Source organism: Janthinobacterium sp. 78, assembly GCF_003096775.1.
GTDB classification, from domain to species: domain Bacteria; phylum Pseudomonadota; class Gammaproteobacteria; order Burkholderiales; family Burkholderiaceae_D; genus Janthinobacterium; species Janthinobacterium tructae.
In genome coordinates this window covers 4,014,200-4,036,329 of record NZ_QENT01000001.1, presented here as the reverse complement: position 1 = coordinate 4,036,329, position 22,130 = coordinate 4,014,200, and the positions used below count along the sequence as shown (strand labels likewise).

Below are 22,130 nucleotides of genomic sequence, written 5' to 3'. Positions count from 1 at the left end.
GCATGGCCGACCTTAGCATGCTGAGGAGTAGCAGTATTGCGCCAGATCAACAGGCCGTCGACGTCGTCCGTCAGCCCCGCACCGGTGCCAGGGCTGTTGCCAAATGTTGCGCGGCGCTCCAATTTACCTCATATTTTCCTTACAAAAGACTGACATCGGGCTAGCAATTCGGCTTTTTCTGCATGTTGCGATGCGTCATATGTAGTTGTTGCTGGTGCATGTTTACTCACCTACAATGATTTATCGATGGGGCGGTTATCCAGCGTACGACAATAAAAATAAGTGGCATTAAAAACGTTGTAACAGAGGAGATGACAATGAATTTGAAACAGAAATTGCTCGTGGCAAGTTTGGTTTTGGGTTTCTCGCAGGCGGCAGTCGCAGCCGACCCCATCAAGATCGGCGTATCGGGTCCGTTCACGGGCGGCTCCGCGCCGATGGGCGTGTCGATGCGCGACGGCGTCAAGCTGGCCGTCGCTGAAATCAATGCCAAAGGCGGCGTACTGGGCCGTTCCCTGCTGCTGATCGAGCGCGATGACGAAGCGAAGAACGAGCGCGGCGTGCAAATCGCCCAGGAATTGATCAACAAGGAAAAAGTTGCCGCCACCGTCGGCTATATCAACACGGGCGTGGCCCTGGCCTCGCAGCGCTTCTATCAGGAAGCCAAGATTCCCGTCATGAACAATGTGGCGACGGGCTCCATCGTCACCAAGCAGTTCGCCGACCAGCCGGAAAACTATATCTTCCGCAACGCGGCCAATGACACCATCCAGTCCGGCATGATCGTGCACGAGGCCATCGACAACCGCAAGTTCAAGAAAGTGGCGATTCTGGCCGACTCGACCAACTATGGCCAGCTGGGCCGCGAAGACCTGGAAAAAGCGCTGGAAAAGAAGGGCATCAAACCCGTTGTCGTTGAAAAATACAACATCAAGGACGTCGACATGACGGCCCAGCTGCTGAAAGCCAAGCAGGCCGGGGCGGAAGTGGTGCTGACCTACGGCATCGGCCCGGAACTGGCTCAGATCGCCAACGGCATGGAAAAACTGGGCTGGAAAGTACCGCTGATCGGCAGCTGGACCCTGGCCATGGGTAACTTCATCGACAACGCCGGCAAGAACGGCAATGGCACGCGTATGCCGCAAACCTTCATCCAGGACGCCAGCACGCCGAAGCGCAAGGCCTTCATCGACGCCTATGTGGCTGCCTACAAGCCGTCGGGCGGACGCATGCCGTCGGCCGTCTCGGCTGCGCAAGGCTACGATTCCATCTACCTGCTGGCTGCGGCCTTCAAGCAGGCGGGCGGCACCGATGGCCCGAAAGTGCGCGCCGCGCTGGAAAACCTGACGGACAAGGTGGAAGGCGCCGTGACAACTTACAACAAACCGTTCAGCAAAACCAACCATGAAGCGATCACGGCCGAGCTGACCGTGTTTGGCGAAGTCAAGGACGGCAAGGTCGTCCTCGCCAAGTAAGTCCGGCTAATTCCCAGTATCTAGCCGCGCAATGGCCAGCCTTGAGGAATCAGGACTGGCCATTTTTTCATCTTTCGTCTTCCGGGGAACACCATGGAAATCTTCCTGCAGCTTGTCTTCAGCGGTATCGCGCTGGGCATGATCTATGCCGTCATCGCCTTCGGCTATCAGCTGACCTTTGCCACTTCCGGCACCCTCAATTTCGGCCAGGGCGAGTCCCTGATGCTGGGCGCGCTGGTGGGCCTGTCCCTGGTGGGCACCATCCACGGCGGCCCTTACATGAGCTATTTGCTGATGGTCCCTATCGTCATCGCCTTCGGCGCCTTGCAGGGCGTGTTCGTCGAATGGATAGGCGTGCGGCCCGCCATCAAGATCAAGTCCGAATTCGGCTGGATCATGTCGACCATCGCGCTGGCCATCATCTTTAAAAACGTGGCGGAAAACATCTGGGGCAAGGACGACCTGACCTTCCCGTCGCCGCTCTCGGCCGCGCCATTCAAGGTGCTGGGCGCGAACGTGCAGCCGATGCAGGTGGCCGTCATCGTCGGTGCGCTGGCCATCATGCTGGCCGTCGAGCTGTTCAACCGCAAGTCGATCTACGGCAAGGCCGTGGTGGCGACGGCAAATGACCGCGATGCGGCCGGCCTGATGGGCATCAACACGGGCATGGTCATCACCTTTTCGTATGCGCTGTCGTCGGCCACGGCCGCCTTCGCGGGCGTGCTGGTGGCACCGTTGACCCTGACCGGCGCCACCATGGGCGCCTCGCTGGGCTTGAAGGCATTCGCCGTGGCCATCATCGGCGGGCTGACCTCGGGCGTGGGTGCCATCGTCGGTGGCCTGATCCTGGGCATCGCCGAGACCACCACCGGCTATTACATTTCCACCGGCTACAAGGAAGTGCCAGGGCTGCTGCTCTTGCTGCTGGTGCTGGCCGTCAAGCCGTCCGGCCTGTTCGGCAAAGCCGCGATCAAGAAAGTCTGAGGATCACATGAACAAGAAATTCACCATGCTGGCGCTCTGCGCGGCGGGCCTGGCCGCGCTCGTGCTGTTCCCGATTGTCATCCCCAATCCGTATTACATCCACCTGGCCGAGACCATCCTGATCTACGCCATCCTGCTGTTCGGCCTCGACATCGTCGTCGGCTACACGGGGCAGGTGTCGCTGGGCCACGCTGGCCTGTTCGGCATCGGCTCGTATGCCACGGGCGTGCTGGTGTTCAAGCTGGGCCTGTCGTTCTGGCTGGCCATCCCCGCCAGCATCGTGGGCGCGGCCGTCTTCGGCGCCATCCTGGCCTTGCCGGCGCTGCGCGTGACGGGGCCGTACCTGGCCATGGTGACGCTCGCTTTCGGCACCATCATACAAATCCTGATCAATGAAATGAGCTTCCTGACGGAAGGACCGATGGGCATCAAGATCCACAAGCCCGTCCTGTTCGGGCACAAGCTCTCCGAGGTGGAGTACTACTACATGGTCGCCGCGCTGATGGTGATCTCGCTGGTGGTCGTGCACCGCATCCTGAAGTCGAACCTGGGGCGGGCGTTTGAAGCATTGCGCGACAGCCCCATCGCCTCGGACTGCATGGGCGTGTCCGTGTATCGCTATAAAGTGTATGCGTTCGTCATCAGCGCCGGCTTCGCGGGCCTGGCGGGCAGCCTGTATGCGTATTCGGAAGAATATATCTCGCCCAATACCTACAACTTCGAGCTGACCATTCTGTTCCTGCTGGCCGTCATCATGGGCGGGCGCAAGACGCGCTCGGGCGCCTTGATCGGCGCGCTGATCGTCGTCATGCTGCCCAGCCTGCTGGCGGACATCGAGTTGTTCCGCAAGATCGCCGTGGCCGCCGCCGTGCTGGGCGTGATCGGTTCCGCCTTCATGCTGGCCAAGAAGCGTTCCACCGTGCGCGGCGTGCTCGTGCCGCTGGTCGCCACCATCGGCCTGGCCGCGTATTCCTATAAGCTGGACAATATGATCGACTGGCGCCTGACCATCTTCGGCCTGATGACCCTGTTTGTCGTGTACTACCTGCAGGACGGCATCGTCGGCTTCCTGATGAGTTTCGTGGGCAAGGGCCGGCGCCATGTGCAGGCGGTGGCCTCGCACGGCGTGGCGCCTTTTGACCACGCCCAGGGCGGCCAGCGCGGCGAAACACTGCTGCGCGTGGAGCAGGCCCTGATGCAGTTCGGCGGCCTGAAAGCGCTGAACCAGGTGGACTTGAACGTCACACAGGGCTCCGTGCACGGCTTGATCGGGCCGAACGGCTCGGGCAAGAGCACGATGATGAATGTGCTGACGGGCATCTACAAGCCGACGGCGGGCAAGGTCGAATTTGCCGGCGCCGTCATTTCCGGCCGCACGCCGTCCGAAATCGCCTTGGGCGGCGTGGCGCGCACCTTCCAGAACGTGCAGCTGTTCGGCGAGATGACGGCCACCGAAAACGTGCTGGTGGGCTTGCACAACACCTTCAAGTCGAACGTGCTGGACGTGATGCTGCATACGCCGCGCTACAAGCGCGAAGAGCGCCTGGCGCGCGAGCGGGCCGCCAGCATCCTCGAATTCGTCGGCCTGGCCGACCTGGCCAACGAAGAGGCGCGCAATCTGCCGTATGGCAAGCAGCGGCTGCTGGAAATCGGCCGCGCCCTGGGCCTCAATCCGCGCCTGCTGCTGCTCGATGAACCGGCGGCGGGCCTGACGGCGCCCGATATCAAGGAGCTGATGGCCATCATCCGCAAGATCCGCGACCACGGCATCACCATCATCCTGATCGAGCACCACATGGACGTGGTGATGGCCCTGTCGGACGTGGTGACGGTGCTCGACTTCGGCCAGAAGATCGCCGAAGGCGCACCCGCGCTTGTCCAGAGCGATCCGAAAGTTATCGAAGCCTACCTGGGCGGCAGCGCCGACACCCTGAGCCCTGCGGCGCACTGAGAGGAAGACCATGCTGACCATTCAAAATCTGCACGCCGCCTACGGCAAAGTCGAAGTCTTGCACGGCATTTCGCTTGAAGTCCCGAAGGGCAAGCTGGTGACCCTGATCGGCTCGAACGGCGCCGGCAAGACCACCACCATGCGCGCCATTTCCGGCATGCTGAAACCCAAATCCGGTACCGTCACCCTGGGCGGCAAGGATGTCACGGGGCTCGACTCGCACCGCATCGCGCGCGCCGGCCTGGCCCATTCGCCGGAGGGGCGGCGCGTGTTCGCCTCGATGTCGGTGACGGACAACCTGCTGCTGGGCGCCTTTCCCCGCTTTACGCGTTCGCGCCCGAAAGGCGACATCAAGGGCGACCTGGACAAGGCCCTGGAGCTGTTCCCCCGTCTGAAGGAGCGGCGCGACCAGCTGGCCGGCACCTTGTCGGGCGGCGAGCAGCAGATGCTGGCCATGGCGCGCGCCGTCATGCTGAACCCGGAAGTGATCCTGCTCGACGAACCGTCGATGGGCCTGGCGCCGATCCTGGTCGAGGAAGTGTTCCGCATCATCACGCGCCTGAAAGGCGAGGGCGTGACCATGCTGCTGGTGGAGCAATTCGCCGCCGCCGCCCTGAACGTGGCCGATTACGGCTACGTGCTGGAAAACGGCAGCATCTCCGTGCACGGCCCGGCCGAAAGTCTGAAGACCGATCCGAAGGTGATCGCCGCGTATCTTGGAGGAGGGCATTGAGAGGACGTTTGGCGCGCATTTCCAGCTCACCGCAGCGGCCCGCTCGCACCGGGCCGCTGCTGCCGTTGCCGCCAGCGCAGGCGGCTCTACAAGACCGCTTGCCGTCAAATCGACGGGAAACTGCGTGATCGACGCGCCGTTTGCACATTTGGCGCGCCAAACTGGCCAGGAAAGCGAATCGATGTGCACTTTCTCAATATAAAGAATAAAGATGGTCAAGTTGTAGAACGGAACTGTTACAGTATCGGAACTATTAAGTTAATATCTGGCAACTATACCGCCCACTGCCCACCGCTGATTCTGTGATCGAGAGGATTCTTTTGCGCACCAAACTCCTGCCCCTGACCTTGTTACTGGCGATCCAGAACGCGTACGCTGTCGATCCCCCCAGCGCAGGCAGCCAGCTGCAGCAGATTCCCGTCGCGCCCCAGTTGCCGAAGGCGCCGCCGGCTATCCGCGTGCAACAGGGCAATGTGCCGGCCACCACGGTGGGCGATACCACGCGCATCACGGTACAGCGCCTGCAGGTGACGGCGCCGCCCGTGTTTACCGAGAGCGAACTGATCGCCAGCACGGGTTTCGTGCCGGGCAGCGAGCTGACTCTGGGCGAGCTGCGCGCCATGGCGTCAAAAATTGCCAGCTATTACCAGAAGCGTGGCTATTTCCTGGCGCAGGCGTATCTGCCGGCGCAGGATATCGAGGATGGCGTGGTGCATATCAGCGTGCTGCCGGGCCAGTATGGGCAAGTGCAGCTGCGCAACCAGAGCAAGTTGTCCGACGGCCTGGCCGGCACGATATTGGCCGGTCTCGACGGGCAAGTGATTTCCACGCCGCCGCTGGAGCGGCGCTTGCTGCTGCTGTCGGACTTGCCGGGCGTGCAGGTCAGCTCGACCCTGGCGCCGGGGGCGTCCTTGGGCGCGTCCGACCTGATCGTCGACGTGCAGCCGGGATCGCGTTTCAACGGCAGCATCGACGTCGATAACCAGGGCAACCGTTACACGGGTCGCAACCGCATCGGTGCCACCTTGAACATCAATGAACTGGCCGGTATCGGCGACGTGGCCAGCGTGCGCGCGTTTACCTCGGCTGACGGCTTGAACTACGGCCGCCTGGCGTATCAGGGGCAGGCCGGTTTGCTGCGCCTGGGCGGCGCCTACACGTATATGGATTACAAGCTGGGCAAGGAATTTGCCGTGCTCGATGCCAAGGGCACGGCGAAGATCGCCAGCGCGTATGGCAGTTATCCGATGATCCGCTCGCGCAGCAGCAACCTGTATGCGCAAGTCAGCTACGACGACAAGACCTTCCAGGACCGCACGGAATCGACGGGCAGCGTCAACGACAAGACGGCCAGGGTGTGGATGCTGAACCTGAACGGCGACGCCAAGGATGGCTGGGGCGGCGGTGGCGTGAGCACCTATTCCATCACTTACACCACGGGCAAGATCGATATCGAGACGCCGCAGGCGCGCCTGATCGACAGGCTGACGGTGAAGAGCAACGGCCACTTCAACAAGCTCGCTTTCAATGCGGCGCGCCTGCAAAGCCTGGGCGCCGACACCAGCTTCTTCGGCATCGTCAACGCGCAGACGTCGTCGAAAAACCTCGATGTGTCGGAAAAAATGGGCCTGGGCGGCGTCGGCGGCGTGCGCGCCTATCCGGGCGGCGAGGCGTATGGCGACCAGGGCTATGTGCTGAATCTGGAACTGCGGCAGAACCTGACGGCCGTCCCTGCGTTTACATCCTTGCCCGGTCAGCTGCAGGTGCTGGCCTTTGCCGACACGGGCACGGTCAAGCTCAACCGCGACGCCTGGAGCGCCGGCGAGAACCGCCGCACCCTGAGCGGCGCCGGCGTGGGCGTGACGTGGACGGGTGCCAACGCGCTCGTCCTGAAAGCGTATTACGCACACAAGCTGGGCAATGCCAAGGCGACGTCCGCACCGGACTCCGCCGGCCGCTTCTGGCTGCAAGCAGTCAAGTACTTCTAATTAATACAAGCTAAAAAATCAGGACACCGCCATGAACCGCATCTACCGCTCCATCTGGAACCAGGCCACGGGCGCTTACGCCGCCGTGTCCGAAAACGTCAAATCGGCCGGCAAGCGCTCGATGCCAGGATGCAGCGGAGGCGGGGCGCATTTCGCCTTGACCAGCATGGCGGCGGCGCTGATGCTGGGCTACGGCAGTCTGGCGCTGGCGGGGCCGGCGGGCGGCACGGTGGTGGCGGGCCAGGCCAGCATCACCGGTGCGCCAGGTTCGACGGTGATCAAGCAGGGCAGCCAGAACGCGGTGATCAACTGGGCCAACTTCAATATCAACAAGGGCGAGTCGGTGCAATTCGTGCAGCCGAACAGCAATGCGGTGGCGTTGAACCGCGTGCTGGGCAGCGATGGCACGACCATCCTCGGCAACTTGTCGGCCAACGGCAAGGTGTTCATTGTCAACCCGAACGGCGTGCTGTTCGGCCAAGGAGCCTCGGTCAACACGGCGGGCCTGGTGGCCTCCACCTTGGATATTTCCAACGCCGACTTCATGGCCGGCAAATACCAATTTAGCGGCAATGGCACGGGTAAAGTCCTGAACCAGGGTTCGATCAGCGCGCCGGGCGGCTATGTGGCCTTGCTGGGCGCCAATGTGTCGAACGAGGGCACGATCCAGGCACGCCTGGGCTCGGTGGCCCTGGCGGCGGGCCGCGCCATCACGCTGGACGTGGCGGGCGACGGCTTGCTCAATGTCGCCGTCAACGCGGGCGCCGTGGGCGCTTTGGTCAGCAATGGCGGCATGATCAAGGCTGACGGCGGCAGCGTACTCTTGAGCGCGCAGGCTGCCGGCGACTTGCTGAAAACCGTCGTCAACAACACGGGCGTGATCGAGGCGCAGACGATCGATACGCGCAGCGGCACGATCAAGTTGCTGGGCGACATGCAGACCGGCACGGTGAACGCGGCCGGTACGCTGGACGCCAGCGCGCCGGCGGGTGGAAAGGGCGGCTTCATCGATACCTCGGCCGCGCATGTAAATATTGCCAAGGGCATCAATGTGACGACCAAGGCGGCCAATGGCCTGTCCGGCACCTGGCTGATCGACCCGGTCGATTTCACGATCGCCGCGTCCGGCGGCAATATGACCGGCACCGACCTGATGATCGGCCTGAGCAACGGCTCGGTGCAGATCCAGAGCACGGACGGCACTGGCGGCACGGCCGGCGACGTCAATGTCAACGAAGCGATTGCCTGGTCGGCCAACAAGCTGACCCTGACGGCGCAAAACAATATCAACATCAACAAGCCGATGACGGGCACCGGCACGGCCAGCCTGGCACTCGAATATGGCCAGAGTACCGTCGCGTCGAGCAATGCCGCGCATATCACGATCAAGGCCGAGGTCAATCTCCCCTCGGGCAATAGTTTCAGCACCAAGCAGGGCAGTGACGGCACCACCAAGATCTATACGATGATCACCAGCCTGGGCGCGGCCGGCAGCGTCACTGGCACCGATTTGCAAGGCATGAGGAATCTCATGTCGGGCAACTATGCGCTGGGTGCGAATATCGACGCCAGCGCCACGTCCACATGGGGCGCCAACGGCTTCATCGCGATCGGCACCAATACTACGCCATTTACGGGGCAGTTCGAGGGTCTGGGCCACGTGATTACCGGCTTGACCAGTAACACCAGCACGAGCAACGTCTCGGCCGCCCTGTTCGGTACGATCACTACGGCTGCGCAGATCCGCAATGTCGGCCTGCTTAACGTCAACCTGAGTTCCAGCGTGCCGGGCAGTGGTTCCTATGGTAATGTGGCAGGAGTGGTGGGTTCCAATAGCGGCTTGATCAACAATGCCTATGTGAGCGGCAGCCTGAGCACCCCGGGCTATGCGTATATCGGCGGCCTGGTTGGCAAAAACAGCGGCACCATCCTCAACAGCGGCAGCAGCGCCACGATCAGCGTCACCAACGCGACGCTCGATACCGTGATTGGCGGCCTGGTGGGCCTTGGCACCAAGGCCAGCAAGATCACTGGCAGTTACAATACGGGCGCCGTCACCGCTACCGCCAAGCATACCGGTGGCGGCCTGGTCGGCATTAATTACGGCGCCATTACCAACAGTTTCAATACTGGCGCGGTAGCGGTCGGTATCGACGCCGGCGGCCTGGTGGCCAGCAACCGTGGTTCGACTGCCGTGATCAACAACAGCTTCAGTACCGGCGCCGTGTCGGCCAACGGCCATGTTGGCGGGCTGGTGGGCTGGACCACCTCCTCGGCGCAGATCAACAACAGCTATGCCACCGGCACGGTGACGGGCCTGGGCCTGGGCGGTCTTGCCAGCGCCAGCGTATCCACGGGTGGACTGGTCGGCAATAACCGCTCGTCGATCAGCAACAGTTACGCCACCGGCGACGTCACGGGCGCCACCAGCTCGGTGGGTGGCGTGGTCGGCGCCAACGGCACCAGCACTGCGGGCGCCTCGGTCACCAATGTCTATTCTTCCGGCAAGGTCACGCTGACCGGCACCGTCGCCGGCACCACTGTGGCAGGCGGCGTCATCGGCTTCAACAACGCAACCGCGACGATCACCGGCGGTTACTTCAATTCCACCGTCAACCTGGGTTCCGCCATCGGCGACGGCACTGGATCGAAAACCAAGGTGAAGGGCCTGAGCGCGACAGAGATGCGCACGGGCGCCAGCTTCGACAACTTCAGTTTCACCACCACCACCGGCCAGTCGGGCAACAACTGGGTCATGGTCAATACCGACGGCACGCTGAACAATGCGGGCGGCGCGCTGGGCGCCACCGGACCGATGTTGTCGTCCGAGTACAGCACCACCATCAAATCACCGCATCAATTGCAATTGATGGCGATGAATCTGGCCGGCAATTACACGCTGGCCCGCGACCTCAATCTGGCGGCCACTGGCACCACGGGCGACGTCTGGAATGGCGCCACGTTCGTGCCGGTCGGCACCAGCACGGCGGCGCCATTCACCGGCACCTTCGACGGCGCCGCCCATGTCATTTCCGGTCTGGTGCTGAACCGTCCGGGCATCGACAGTACCGGTCTGTTCGGCGCCACATCCAGCACGGCGGTGATTCGCGACGTGGGCCTGGACGGCGGCAGCGTCAACGGCGCCACGGCTACCGCTACGCTGGTCGGCAACAATGCCGGCACCATCAGCGGCAGCTACAGCACCATGAGCGTGACAGGCACCGCCAACACGGGCGGCCTGGTCGGCAACAACAGTGGCACTGTCAGCAACAGCTACGCTTCAGGCGCGGTGACCGGCACCAATACGGTGGGTGGCCTGGTTGGCGTCAATTCCGGCGCCTTGACCAATAACTACGCCACCGGCGCGGTCACGGGCAGCAGCAATACGGGCGGCCTGGCGGGCGCCAGTACTGGCAGCGCCACCGGCAACTTCTGGGACACCTCCACCAGCGGGCAGGCCACCAGCGCCGCCGGCACGGGCTTGGGCACCACGGCCATGAAATCGCTGGCCACCTACACGGCGGCGACCTGGGACCTGGCCAATACCTGGATTATCTACGACAGCCTTAGCTATCCCTTGCTGCGCGCCTTCATGACGCCGTTGCAGGTCAATTTTGCCTTGAACAACAGCAAGACCTATGACGGCACCAGCACCTTTACGGCCACCGGTGTAACCGCCAACCGGTCTGGCGCCTATGCATCGCTGCTGGGCACTTTGAGCGCCAGCGCGGCAGGCAACGCCGTCAACGTCGGCACCTACGCCATTGCCGCCGGTGGCCTGTATTCCGACCAGCGCGGCTATATCATCAGTTACGGCGCAGGCACCGTGACCATCGACAAGAGGGCGGTGACCGTGAGCGGCATGACGGCCGGCGCCAAGGTTTATGACGGCAATGCCACAGCCAGTCTGACGGGCGGTACCTTGAGTGGCCTGGTGGCCGGCGAAACCGTCAGCTTCTCCGGCCAGGCCGGCACGTTTGCCGACCAGAACGCCGGTACCGGAAAAGGCGTGACCGTGAGCGGCATCACGCTGGCCGACGGTGCCAACCTGGCCAGCAATTATTCGGTGACCAATCCGACCAACGTGACGGGCGACATTACGCCCAAGGCGCTGACCGTGACGGGCGCGACGGCTGGCAACAAAGTCTATGACGGCAACACCAAGGCCACCGTCAGCGGCGGCGTATTGAACGGTCTGGTCGGTTCGGAAACGCTGGGCCTGTCCGGCCTGTCGGGCGTGTTCGCCGACAAGAACGTCGCTACCGGCAAGGTGCTGACCATCAGCGCCACGCTGGCCGACGGCGCCGGCCTGGCCAGCAACTACACGGTCAACAACCTGACCGGCGTCACGGCCGATATCACCCAGGCCACCATCAACACGGTGAGCAGTATCGTGGCCGCCAGCAAGGAGTATGACGGTGCTACCTCCGCCACGGTCAGCAATGCCGGCGCCACCTTTGCCGGCATGGTCAATGGCGACGTCTTGAACGTCAGCGCCACCTCGGCCAACTTCATCGACAAGAACGCCGGCAGCGGCAAGGTTGTCAATGCCAGTGGCCTGACCCTGGGCGGCACGGACGCGGCCAACTACAACCTGACCGCTGGCAGCGGCAGTGGCAGTGGTGCCATCACGCCCAAGGCATTGACCGTGTCCGGCGCCGTGGCTGGCAACAAGACCTATGACGGCAGCACGGCGGCGGCGGTCACCGGCGGCACTTTGAGCGGCATGATCAACGGCGAATCGCTCAACCTGGGCGCGCTGTCGGGCGCTTTCGCCGACCAGAACGCCGGCACCAGCAAGGCCGTGACGGTCAGCGGCGGCACCTTGTCCGACGGCGCTAACGGCGGCCTGGCCAGCAACTACACGCTCGCCAGCGTGACGGGCCTGACGGCTGATATCGCGCAAAAAGCCTTGACGGTGAGCGGCGTGAGCGTGGCCAGCAAGAGCTATGACGGCAACACCAAGGCGACCATTTCGGGCGGTACCCTGAATGGCCTGGTGATTGGCGAAACCCTGACCCTGTCTGGCCAGAGCGGCGCATTCAATGACCAGAACGCGGGCAACGGCAAGGCGGTGACCGTGACCGGCGCCACCCTGGGCAATGGCTCTGGCCTGGCCAGCAACTACACGGTCAGCAATGCCACCGGCGCCACCGGCAATATCACACAAAAGGCGCTGACGGTGACCGGCGCAACGGCGGCCGACAAGGTCTACGATGGCGGCACGGCGGCCACCGTGAACGGCGGTACCCTGGACGGCCTGGTCAGCGGGGAAACGCTGGGCCTGTCCAGCCTGACCGGCGTCTTTGGCGACAAGAATGCGGGCGCAAGCAAGACCGTGACGGTGACCGGCGGCGCGCTGTCCGACGGCACGAACGGCGGCCTGGCCAGCAATTACACGGTCGGCGCGGTGACCGGCGTCACCGCCAGCATCACGCAAAAAGCGCTGACGGTCAGCGGCCTGGCCGCCAGCGCCAAGGCGTATGACGGTAATACCAAGGCCAGTCTGACGGGCGGCACCCTGAACGGCCTGGTGGTGGGCGAAACCGTGAGCTTCTCGGGCCAGAGTGGCGTGTTTGCCGACAAGAACGCGGGCACCGGCAAGGTCGTGACCGTTACCGGCACGACGCTGGTCGACGGCAGCGGCCTGGCCAGCAATTATTCGCTGGCCAATCCGACTGGCGTGACCGGCGATATCACCAAAAAAGCGCTGACGATCACCGGTATCACGGCCACCAACCGGGCCTACACCGGCGGTACCGCGGTCAGCCTGGGCGGTACCGTGATTCTCGACGGCCTGGTCGGTGCGGAAGGCGTGGGCGTGGGCGGCATGGTCGGTGTGTTTCTTGATAAGAACGTCGGCACCGGCAAGGCCGTCACCATCACCGGTGCGGTCATGACCGTGGGCAGCAACGGCGGCCTGGCCAGCAACTACACGATCAGCAACCCGACCGGCGTGACGGCCAATATTACCAAGGCCACCATTTCCGCGGTCACCAATATCGTGATCGACAGCAAAGTCTACGACGCTGGCCTGAACGCCATCGTCAATGCGGCCGGCGCCACGTTCGGTGGCATCAAAAGCGGCGACAGCCTGACGGTCAACGCCACCACCGCCACCTTCGCCGACAAGAACGTCGGCACCGGCAAGACGGTTAATATCAGCGGCATCGGGCTGGGCGGTACGGACGCCGGCAACTACAACCTGACCACCACCACCGGCAGCAGCACCGGCGCCATCACGCCGAAGGCGCTGACCATTATCGGCATGTCGGCCGTCAGCAAGGCCTACGACGGCAACACCAAGGCCAGCGTCACAGGCGGCTCAATCAGCGGCCTGGTCGGCGATGAAACCCTGGGCGTGACGGGTTTGACGGTTACTTTTGATGACAAGAACGCCGGCACCGGCAAGGCGGTGACGGCGACCGGCACGACCCTGGTCAACGGCGGCAACGGCGGCCTGGCCAGCAACTACACGATGGCCAACCCAACCGGTTTCACGGCCAATATCGCGCCGAAAGCGCTGACGGTATCGGGCATGACGGCCGGCACGCGGGTGTATGACGGCACCACGAGCGCGACCCTGGCCGGCGGCAGCCTGAGCGGCGTAATCAGCGGCGAAACGCTGGTCTTGTCGGGCGGCACAGGTGTGTTCGTTGACAAGAATGCCGGCAACGGCAAGGCCGTGACGGTGTCTGGCGTCAGCCTGCTTGACGGCACGGGCCTGGCCAGCAATTATAGCGTGACCAACCCGACCAATGTGACCGGCTCCATCACACAAAAAGTGTTGAGCGTCACCGGTGCGCTGGCGGCCGACAAAACTTATGACGGCGCGCTCGATGCGAGCATCACGGGCGGCAGCCTGAGCGGCTTTGTCGGTTCGGAAACGGTCGGCCTGGCAAGCCTGGCCGGTGCGTTTGCGGACAAGAACGCCGGCAGCGGCAAGGCCGTCAGCATCACCGGCGGCACTTTGTCCAACGGCAGCAATGGCGGCCTGGCCAGCAATTACTCGGTCGGCCCGGCCAGCGGCCTGATCGCCAGCATCACCCAAAAAGCCTTGAGCGTCACCGGCGTGGCGGCCGCCAACAAGGTCTATGACAGCACCACCAAGGCAAGCGTGACCGGCGGCAGCCTGAACGGCCTGGTCGGCGGTGAAACTCTGGGCCTGTCCGGCCTGTCGGGTGTCTTTGTCGACAAGAACGCCGGCACCGGCAAGACCGTGACAGTCAGCGGCGCGACGCTGGCCGACGGCACCGGGCTGGCCAGCAACTACACGGTTGGCAACCCGACTGACGTGACGGCCAATATCAGCAAATCCAATATCGGCGGGGTCAGTAACATCGTCGCTGGCAGCAAGGTATATGACGCCACGGATACGGCCACCGTCAGCAATGCCGGCGCCACGTTTGCCGGCATGGTCAATGGCGACAGCTTGCGCGTCAGCGCTACCTCGGCCAACTTCATCGACAAGAACGCCGGCAGCGGCAAGGTTGTCAATGCCAGCGGCCTGACCCTGGGCGGGACCGATGCGGGCAACTACAATCTGACGGCCACCACCGGCACGGGCACGGGTACCATCACGCAGGCGCAAATTGCCAGCGTGAGCGGCATCACGGCCGCCGGCAAGACGTATGACGCCACGGATGCGGCCACCGTCAGCAATGCCGGCGCCACGTTTGCCGGCATGGTCAATGGCGACAGCTTGAACGTCAGCGCGACCTCGGCCAACTTCATCGACAAGAACGTCGGCAGCGGCAAGATTGTCAATGCCAGCGGCCTGACCCTGGGCGGGACCGATGCGGGCAACTACAATCTGACGGCCACCACCGGCACGGGCACGGGTACCATCACGCAGGCGCAAATTGCCAGCGTGAGCGGCATCACGGCCGCCGGCAAGACGTATGACGCCACGGACACTGCCATCTTGAACGCCGGCGCCACCTACAACGGCATGTTCGGCGGCGACAGCCTGACGTTTACCGCCACCAAGGCCGCGTTCAGCGACAAGAACGCCGGCACCGGTAAAACGGTCAACGTCAGCGGCATCGCACTCGGTGGCGCGGATGCGGGCAACTACACCCTGGCCAGTGACACGGCCACCGGCACGGGCGATATCGCCAAGGCGACCATCACGGGCGTGAGCAGCTTTGCGGCCGCCGGCAAGACGTATGACGGCACGGATACGGCCACCGTCAGCAACGCCGGCGCCACGTTTGCCGGCATGGTCAATGGCGACAGCTTGAACGTCAGCGCGACCTCGGCCAACTTCATCGACAAGAACGCCGGCAGCGGCAAGGTTGTCAATGCCAGCGGCCTGACCCTTGGCGGGACCGATGCGGGCAACTACAATCTGACAGCCACCACGGGCACGGGCACGGGCAGCATCAGCCAGGCGCAAATTGCCAGCGTCAGCGGCATCACGGCCGCCGGCAAGACGTATGACGGCACGGATACGGCCACCGTCAGCAACGCCGGCGCCACGTTTGCCGGCATGTTCAATGGCGACAGCTTGAACGTCAGCGCGACCTCGGCCAACTTCATCGACAAGAACGCCGGCAGCGGCAAGGTTGTCAATGCCAGCGGCCTGACCCTGGGCGGGACCGATGCGGGCAACTACAATCTGACGGCCACCACCGGCACGGGCACCGGCGCCATCACGCCGAAGGCGCTGACGATTACCGGCATGTCGGCCGTCAGCAAGGCCTACGACGGCAACACCAAGGCCAGCGTGACGGGCGGGTCGATCAGCGGCCTGGTTGGCACGGAAACCCTGGGCGTGACGGGTTTGACGGTTACTTTTGATGACAAGAACGCCGGCACCGGCAAGGCGGTGACGGCGACCGGCACGACCCTGGTCAACGGCGGCAACGGCGGCCTGGCCAGCAACTACACGATGGCCAACCCAACCGGTTTCACGGCCAGCATCACGCCGAAAGTGCTGACGGTGTCGGGCATGACGGCCGGTACGCGCGTGTATGACGGCACCACGAGCGCGACCCTGGCCGGCGGCAGCCTGAGTGGCGTAATCAGCGGCGAAACGCTGGTCTTGTCGGGTGGCACGGGTGTGTTCGTTGACAAGAACGCCGGCAACGGCAAGACAGTGACGGTATCTGGCATCAGCCTGCTTGACGGCACGGGCCTGGCCAGCAATTACAGCGTGACCAACCCGACCAATGTGACCGGTTCGATCACACAAAAAGTGTTGGGCGTCACCGGCGCGCTGGCGGCTGACAAAACCTATGATGGCGCGCTCGATGCGAGCATCACGGGCGGCAGCCTGAGCGGCTTTGTCGGTTCGGAAACGGTCGGACTGGCAAGCCTGGCCGGTGCGTTTGCGGACAAGAACGCCGGCAGCGGCAAGGCCGTCAGCATCACCGGCGGCACCTTGTCCAACGGCAGCAATGGCGGCCTGGCCAGCAATTACTCGGTCGGCCCGGCCAGCGGCCTGATCGCCAGCATCACCCAAAAAGCCTTGAGCGTCACCGGCGTGGCGGCCGCCAACAAGGTGTATGACAGCACCACCAAGGCAAGCGTGACCGGCGGCACCCTGAGCGGCCTGGTCGGCTCGGAAACCCTGGGCCTGTCCGGCCTGTCGGGTGTCTTTGTCGACAAGAACGCCGGCACCGGCAAGACCGTGACGGTCAGCGGCGCGACGCTGGCCGATGGCACCGGGCTGGCCAGCAACTATACGCTCAGCAATCCGACCGGCGTGACGGCCAATATCAGCCAGGCAACCATCAGCTCGGTGACCAATGTGGTGGCCGACAGCAAGGTCTATGACGGCGGTACCTCGGTCACGTTCGGTTCGGCCACGGCCACCTTCAACGGCATGTTCAGCGGCGACAGCCTGGGCATCGGCGCCACCAAGGCCGCGTTCAGCGACAAGAACGCCGGCGCCGGCAAGGGCGTGACGATCTCTTCCCTGACCCTGGGTGGCCTTGACGCGGCCAACTACACGCTGGCGAGCACCACCGCGACCGGCACCGGCAGCATCACGCCGAAGGCGCTGACGATTACCGGCATGTCGGCCGTCAACAAGGTGTATGACGGCAGCACCAAGGCGACCTTGTCGGGCGGGTCGATCAGCGGCCTGGTCGGCACGGAAACCGTGGGTGTGACGGGCTTGAGCGCCACCTTCGATACCAGGGACGCCGGCACAGGCAAGACGGTGACGGCGACCGGTTCGACCCTGGTCAACGGTGGCAATGGCGGCCTGGCGGCCAACTACACGATCAGCAACCCGACCGGCCTGATCGCCAGTATCACGCCGAAAGCGCTGACGGTATCGGGCATGACGGCCGGCACGCGCGCCTATGACGGCACCACGGCCGCGACCCTGGCCGGCGGCAGTTTGACGGGCCTGATAACGGGCGAGACGCTGCTGGTCTCGGGCGGCACGGGTGTGTTCGTCGACAAGAACGCCGGCAACGGCAAGGCCGTGACGGTATCGGGCATCAGTCTGCTTGACGGCACGGGCCGGGCCAGCAATTACACGGTCAGCAATCCGACCGGCTTGACGGCCAGCATCACGGCCAAGGCCTTGACGGTAGACGGTCAACTGGCTGGCAACAAGGTCTACGACGGCAATGCAGAAGCCAGCCTGTCCGGTGGCGCCTTGAGCGGCCTGGTGGCCGGCGAAAGCCTGGGCTTTGGTGGCCAGAGCGCCGTGTTCAGCGACAAGAACGCGGCCAATGGCAAAGCCGTGACGGTGACGGGTACAACCCTGGTCGATACCGCCAGCGGCCTGGCCAGCAACTATACGGTCAGCAACCCGAGCGGCTTGACGGCCAGCATCACGGCCAAGGCCTTGACGGTGGCGGGCCAGTTGGCCGGCAATAAAGTCTACGACGGCAATACAGTCGCCAGCCTGTCCGGTGGCGCCTTGAGCGGCCTGGTGGCCGGCGAAAGCCTGGGCATTGCGGGTCAGACTGCCGTGTTCAGCGACAAGAATGCGGCCAATGGCAAAGCCGTGACGGTGACGGGCACAACCCTGGTTGACACGGCCAGCGGCCTGGCCAGCAACTACACGGTCAGCAACCCGAGCGGTTTGACGGCCAGCATCACACCGAAAGCCTTGACGGTGGCGGGCCAGTTGGCCGGCAACAAGGTCTACGACGGCAATGCAGAGGCCAGCCTGTCCGGCGGCGCCTTGAGCGGCCTGGTGGCGGGTGAAAGCCTGGGCATTGCGGGTCAAACAGCCGTGTTCAGCGACAAGAACGCGGCCAATGGCAAAGCCGTGACGGTCAGCGGCACAACCCTGGTCGACACGGCCAGCGGCCTGGCCAGCAACTACACGGTCAGCAACCCAACCGGCTTGACGGCCAGCATCACAGCGAAAGCCTTGACGGTGGCGGGCCAGTTGGCTGGCAACAAGGTCTACGATGGCAATGCAGAAGCCAGCCTGTCCGGCGGCGCCTTGAGCGGCCTGGTGGCGGGTGAAAGCCTGGGCATTGCGGGTCAAACTGCTGTGTTCAGCGACAAGAATGCGGCCAATGGCAAAGCCGTGACGGTGACGGGAACAACCCTGGTTGACACCATCACCGGCCTGGCCAGCAACTACACGGTCAGCAACCCAACCGGCTTGACGGCCAGCATCACGGCCAAGGCCTTGACGGTGACAGGTCAACTGGCTGGCAACAAGGTCTACGATGGCAATGCAGAAGCCAGCCTGTCCGGCGGCGCCTTGAGCGGCCTGGTGGCGGGTGAAAGCCTGGGCATTGCGGGTCAAACTGCCGTGTTCAGCGACAAGAACGCGGCCAATGGCAAAGCCGTGACGGTGACGGGAACAACCCTGGTTGACACCATCACCGGCCTGGCCAGCAACTACACGGTCAGCAATCCGACCGGCTTGACGGCCAGCATTACGGCCAAGGCCTTGACGGTAAACGGCCAACTGGCTGGCAACAAGGTCTACGACGGCAATGCACAAGCGAGCCTGTCCGGCGGCGCCTTGAGCGGCCTGGTGGCGGGTGAAAGCCTGGGCATTGCGGGTCAGACTGCCGTGTTCAGCGACAAGAATGCGGCCAATGGCAAAGCCGTGACGGTCAGCGGCACGACCCTGGTCGATACCGCCAGCGGCCTGGCCAGCAACTACACGGTCAGCAACCCGAGCGGCTTGACGGCCAGTATCACGCCGGCCAGCCTGCTGGTGCGCGCCACGGGCGCCGCACCGCGCGTGTATGACACCACCACCAACGCCAGCGTGACTTTGGATGACAACCGTATCGCCGGCGACGTGCTGAGCATCAGTAGCAGCGGCGCCAGCTTTGCCGACAAGAACGCCGGCGCCAACAAAACGGTGACGGTGAACGGCATTGTCCTCGGCGGTACGGATGCCGGCAATTACACGGTCAACGCCACGGCGACGACCACGGCCAGCATCACGCAGGCGGAACTGGGGGTGAAGGTGGGCAATGCCGAGAAAGACCAGGGCAATGTCAATCCGGCCTTCACGGCCAGCTACACGGGCTTGCTGGGCAACGACACGCTGGCGAACGAGGTCAGCGGCAATCTGGCATTCAGCACGCCGGCCACCATCGCTACGCCATCGGGCAGCTATCTGGTGTCGGCGGCCGGCCAGACGTCGATCAACTATGCGTTGACGTACACGCCGGGCGTGCTGACCGTCAAGCCGACCGAAGCGCGGCAAAGCGCGGTGGCCAGCGTGATCGCGGCGGTCAATGTGGCGCCATCGCAGGGCAATATGGTGCAGGCCGAAGTGGTGGCGAAAGGCGAAACCGTGACCAGCAAGGAAGACGTGGTGCAGGTGGTGGCGGAGCGCGGCCAGCCGCAGCAGGGCGGCACGCCGGTGGTGCTGACGACGGCATCGGTGAACAGCAATGTCTTGCCGGGCTTGCGCCTGAGTGTGGTCGACACGGGCCTGCGACTGCCTGTGACGGCTGGCAACACCAGCATCGACAGCCAGTAAGCATGCGCTAACCGGGCTTGCCAGTGGAAGTGCCGCTTCGTGATGTCGGCGAAGCGGCATTTTTTTTGCTATGTCACCGTGAAATCGACCAGAAACTGCTTGATCGACGCTCCGTTGGAACATTTGGCGCGCCAAACTGGCCAGGAAAGCGAATCGATGTGCACTTTCTTAACTAAAAAAAATGAAAATGGTCAAGTTTTAGAACGGAACTGTTACAGTATAGGAACTATTAAGTAAGATCTGGCAACTCTACCGTCCACTGCCCACCGCTGATTCTGTGATCGAGAGGATTCTTTTGCGCACCAAACTCCTGCCCCTGACCTTGTTACTGGCGATCCAGAACGCGTACGCTGTCGATCCCCCCAGCGCAGGCAGCCAGCTGCAGCAGATTCCCATCGCGCCCCAGTTGCCGAAGGCGCCGCCGGCCATCCGCGTGCAACAGGGCAATGTACCGGCCACCGCGGTGGGCGATACCACGCGCATCACGGTGCAGCGCCTGCAGGTGGCGGCGCCGCCCGTGTTCCCTGAAAGCGAACTGATCGCCAGCACGGGTTTCGTGCCGGGCAGCGAGCTGACCCTGGGCGAGCTGCGCGCCATGGCGTCAAAAATTGCCAGCTATTACCAGAAGCGTGGCTATTTCCTGGCGCAAGCGTATCTGCCGGCGCAGGATATCGAGGATGGCGTGGTGCAAATCAGCGTGCTGCCGGGCCAGTATGGGCAAGTGCAGTTGCGCAACCAGAGCAAGTTGTCCGACGGCCTGGCCGGCACGATATTGGCCGGTCTCGACGGGCAAGTGATTTCCACGCCGCCGCTGGAGCGGCGCTTGCTGCTGCTGTCGGACTTGCCTGGCGTGCAGGTCAGCTCGACCCTGGCGCCGGGGGCGTCCTTGGGCGCGTCCGACCTGATCGTCGACGTGCAGCCGGGATCGCGTTTCAACGGCAGCATCGACGTCGATAACCAGGGCAACCGCTACACGGGTCGCAACCGCATCGGTGCCACCTTGAACATCAATGAACTGGCCGGTATCGGCGACGTGGCCAGCGTGCGCGCGTTTACCTCGGCTGACGGCTTGAACTACGGCCGCCTGGCGTATCAGGGGCAGGCCGGTTTGCTGCGCCTGGGCGGCGCCTACACGTATATGGATTACAAGCTGGGCAAGGAATTTGCCGTGCTCGATGCCAAGGGCACGGCGAAGATCGCCAGCGCGTATGGCAGTTATCCGATGATCCGCTCGCGCAGCAGCAACCTGTATGCGCAAGTCAGCTACGACGACAAGACCTTCCAGGACCGCACGGAATCGACGGGCAGCGTCAACGACAAGAAAGCCAAGGTCTGGCTGTTCAATCTCAACGGTGATAGCAAAGATAGCGTGGGTGGCGGTGGCATCAGCAATTATTCGCTGACCTACACCACCGGCAAGATCGACATCGAAACGCCGGAGGCGCGCCTGATCGACAGGCTGACGGTGAAGAGCAACGGCCACTTCAACAAGCTCGCTTTCAATGCGGCGCGCCTGCAAAGCCTGGGCGGCGAGACCAGTTTGTTCGGCAGCCTCAGCGGCCAGGCGGCGTCGAAAAATCTCGATGTCTCGGAAAAGATGGGCATCGGCGGCATGGGCGGCGTGCGCGCCTATCCGGGCGGCGAGGCGTATGGCGACCAGGGTTACGTGCTGAATCTGGAACTGCGCCAGAACCTGACGGCCGTCCCTGCGTTTACCTCCTTGCCCGGTCAGCTGCAGGTGCTGGCCTTTGCCGACACGGGCAGCGTCAAGCTGAACCGCGACGCCTGGAGCGCCGGCGAGAACCGCCGCACCCTGAGCGGCGCCGGCGTAGGCGTGACGTGGACGGGCGCCAACGCGCTCGTCCTGAAAGCGTATTACGCACACAAGCTGGGCAATGCCAAGGCGACGTCCGCACCGGACTCCGCCGGCCGCTTCTGGCTGCAAGCCGTCAAGTACTTCTAAAAACCTACTGTGCGTCGCGATTTGCGGCTTGCGATGCTCACTGTGCGTGCGCACAGCTGCGCTTCTCGGCCGCAACTCACATCCGCTCGCTACGGTTTTTTAGATGTT

General features: G+C 63.5%; 7 protein-coding genes. All 7 read left to right on the top strand.

The features are described from left to right. The first annotated feature begins 317 nt into the window (after positions 1-317). The 7 genes from C8C92_RS17715 to C8C92_RS17685 all read left to right on the top strand — a co-directional run bounded on the left by C8C92_RS17715 (position 318) and on the right by C8C92_RS17685 (position 22,022). Positions 318-1,475, top strand: coding sequence for an ABC transporter substrate-binding protein (locus C8C92_RS17715; RefSeq protein ID WP_099763444.1), 1,158 nt, complete (start codon positions 318-320; stop codon positions 1,473-1,475). Between the two features lie 93 nt (positions 1,476-1,568). After that, on the top strand, positions 1,569-2,459 hold the full coding sequence (locus C8C92_RS17710; RefSeq protein WP_071076807.1) for a branched-chain amino acid ABC transporter permease: 891 nt from the start codon (positions 1,569-1,571) through the stop codon (positions 2,457-2,459). A 7-nt stretch (positions 2,460-2,466) separates the two neighbouring features. Then, positions 2,467-4,410 (top strand): branched-chain amino acid ABC transporter ATP-binding protein/permease, encoded by a 1,944-nt coding sequence (locus C8C92_RS17705; RefSeq protein ID WP_116744786.1) that lies wholly within the window; start codon positions 2,467-2,469, stop codon positions 4,408-4,410. Positions 4,411-4,420: 10 nt separating this feature from the next. After that, complete coding sequence (locus tag C8C92_RS17700; protein WP_099763446.1) at positions 4,421-5,143, top strand: ABC transporter ATP-binding protein; 723 nt, start codon at positions 4,421-4,423, stop codon at positions 5,141-5,143. Between the two features lie 320 nt (positions 5,144-5,463). Further along, positions 5,464-7,131, top strand: a complete 1,668-nt coding sequence (locus tag C8C92_RS17695) for a ShlB/FhaC/HecB family hemolysin secretion/activation protein (protein ID WP_116744785.1) — start codon at positions 5,464-5,466, stop codon at positions 7,129-7,131. A gap of 31 nt (positions 7,132-7,162) precedes the next feature. Beyond that, positions 7,163-20,059, top strand: coding sequence for a YDG domain-containing protein (locus tag C8C92_RS17690; RefSeq protein WP_116744784.1), 12,897 nt, complete (start codon positions 7,163-7,165; stop codon positions 20,057-20,059). Positions 20,060-20,354: 295 nt separating this feature from the next. Continuing rightward, positions 20,355-22,022, top strand: a complete 1,668-nt coding sequence (locus C8C92_RS17685; protein ID WP_116744783.1) for a ShlB/FhaC/HecB family hemolysin secretion/activation protein — start codon at positions 20,355-20,357, stop codon at positions 22,020-22,022. Positions 22,023-22,130 lie beyond the last annotated feature (108 nt).

Bases quoted from the DNA above. Each gene is read 5' to 3' on its own strand.
- C8C92_RS17715 (WP_099763444.1), top strand. From the start codon at position 318: ATGAATTTGAAACAGAAATTGCTCGTGGCAAGTTTGGTTTTGGGTTTC.
- C8C92_RS17710 (WP_071076807.1), top strand. From the start codon at position 1,569: ATGGAAATCTTCCTGCAGCTTGTCTTCAGCGGTATCGCGCTGGGCATG.
- C8C92_RS17705 (WP_116744786.1), top strand. From the start codon at position 2,467: ATGAACAAGAAATTCACCATGCTGGCGCTCTGCGCGGCGGGCCTGGCC.
- C8C92_RS17700 (WP_099763446.1), top strand. From the start codon at position 4,421: ATGCTGACCATTCAAAATCTGCACGCCGCCTACGGCAAAGTCGAAGTC.
- C8C92_RS17690 (WP_116744784.1), top strand. From the start codon at position 7,163: ATGAACCGCATCTACCGCTCCATCTGGAACCAGGCCACGGGCGCTTAC.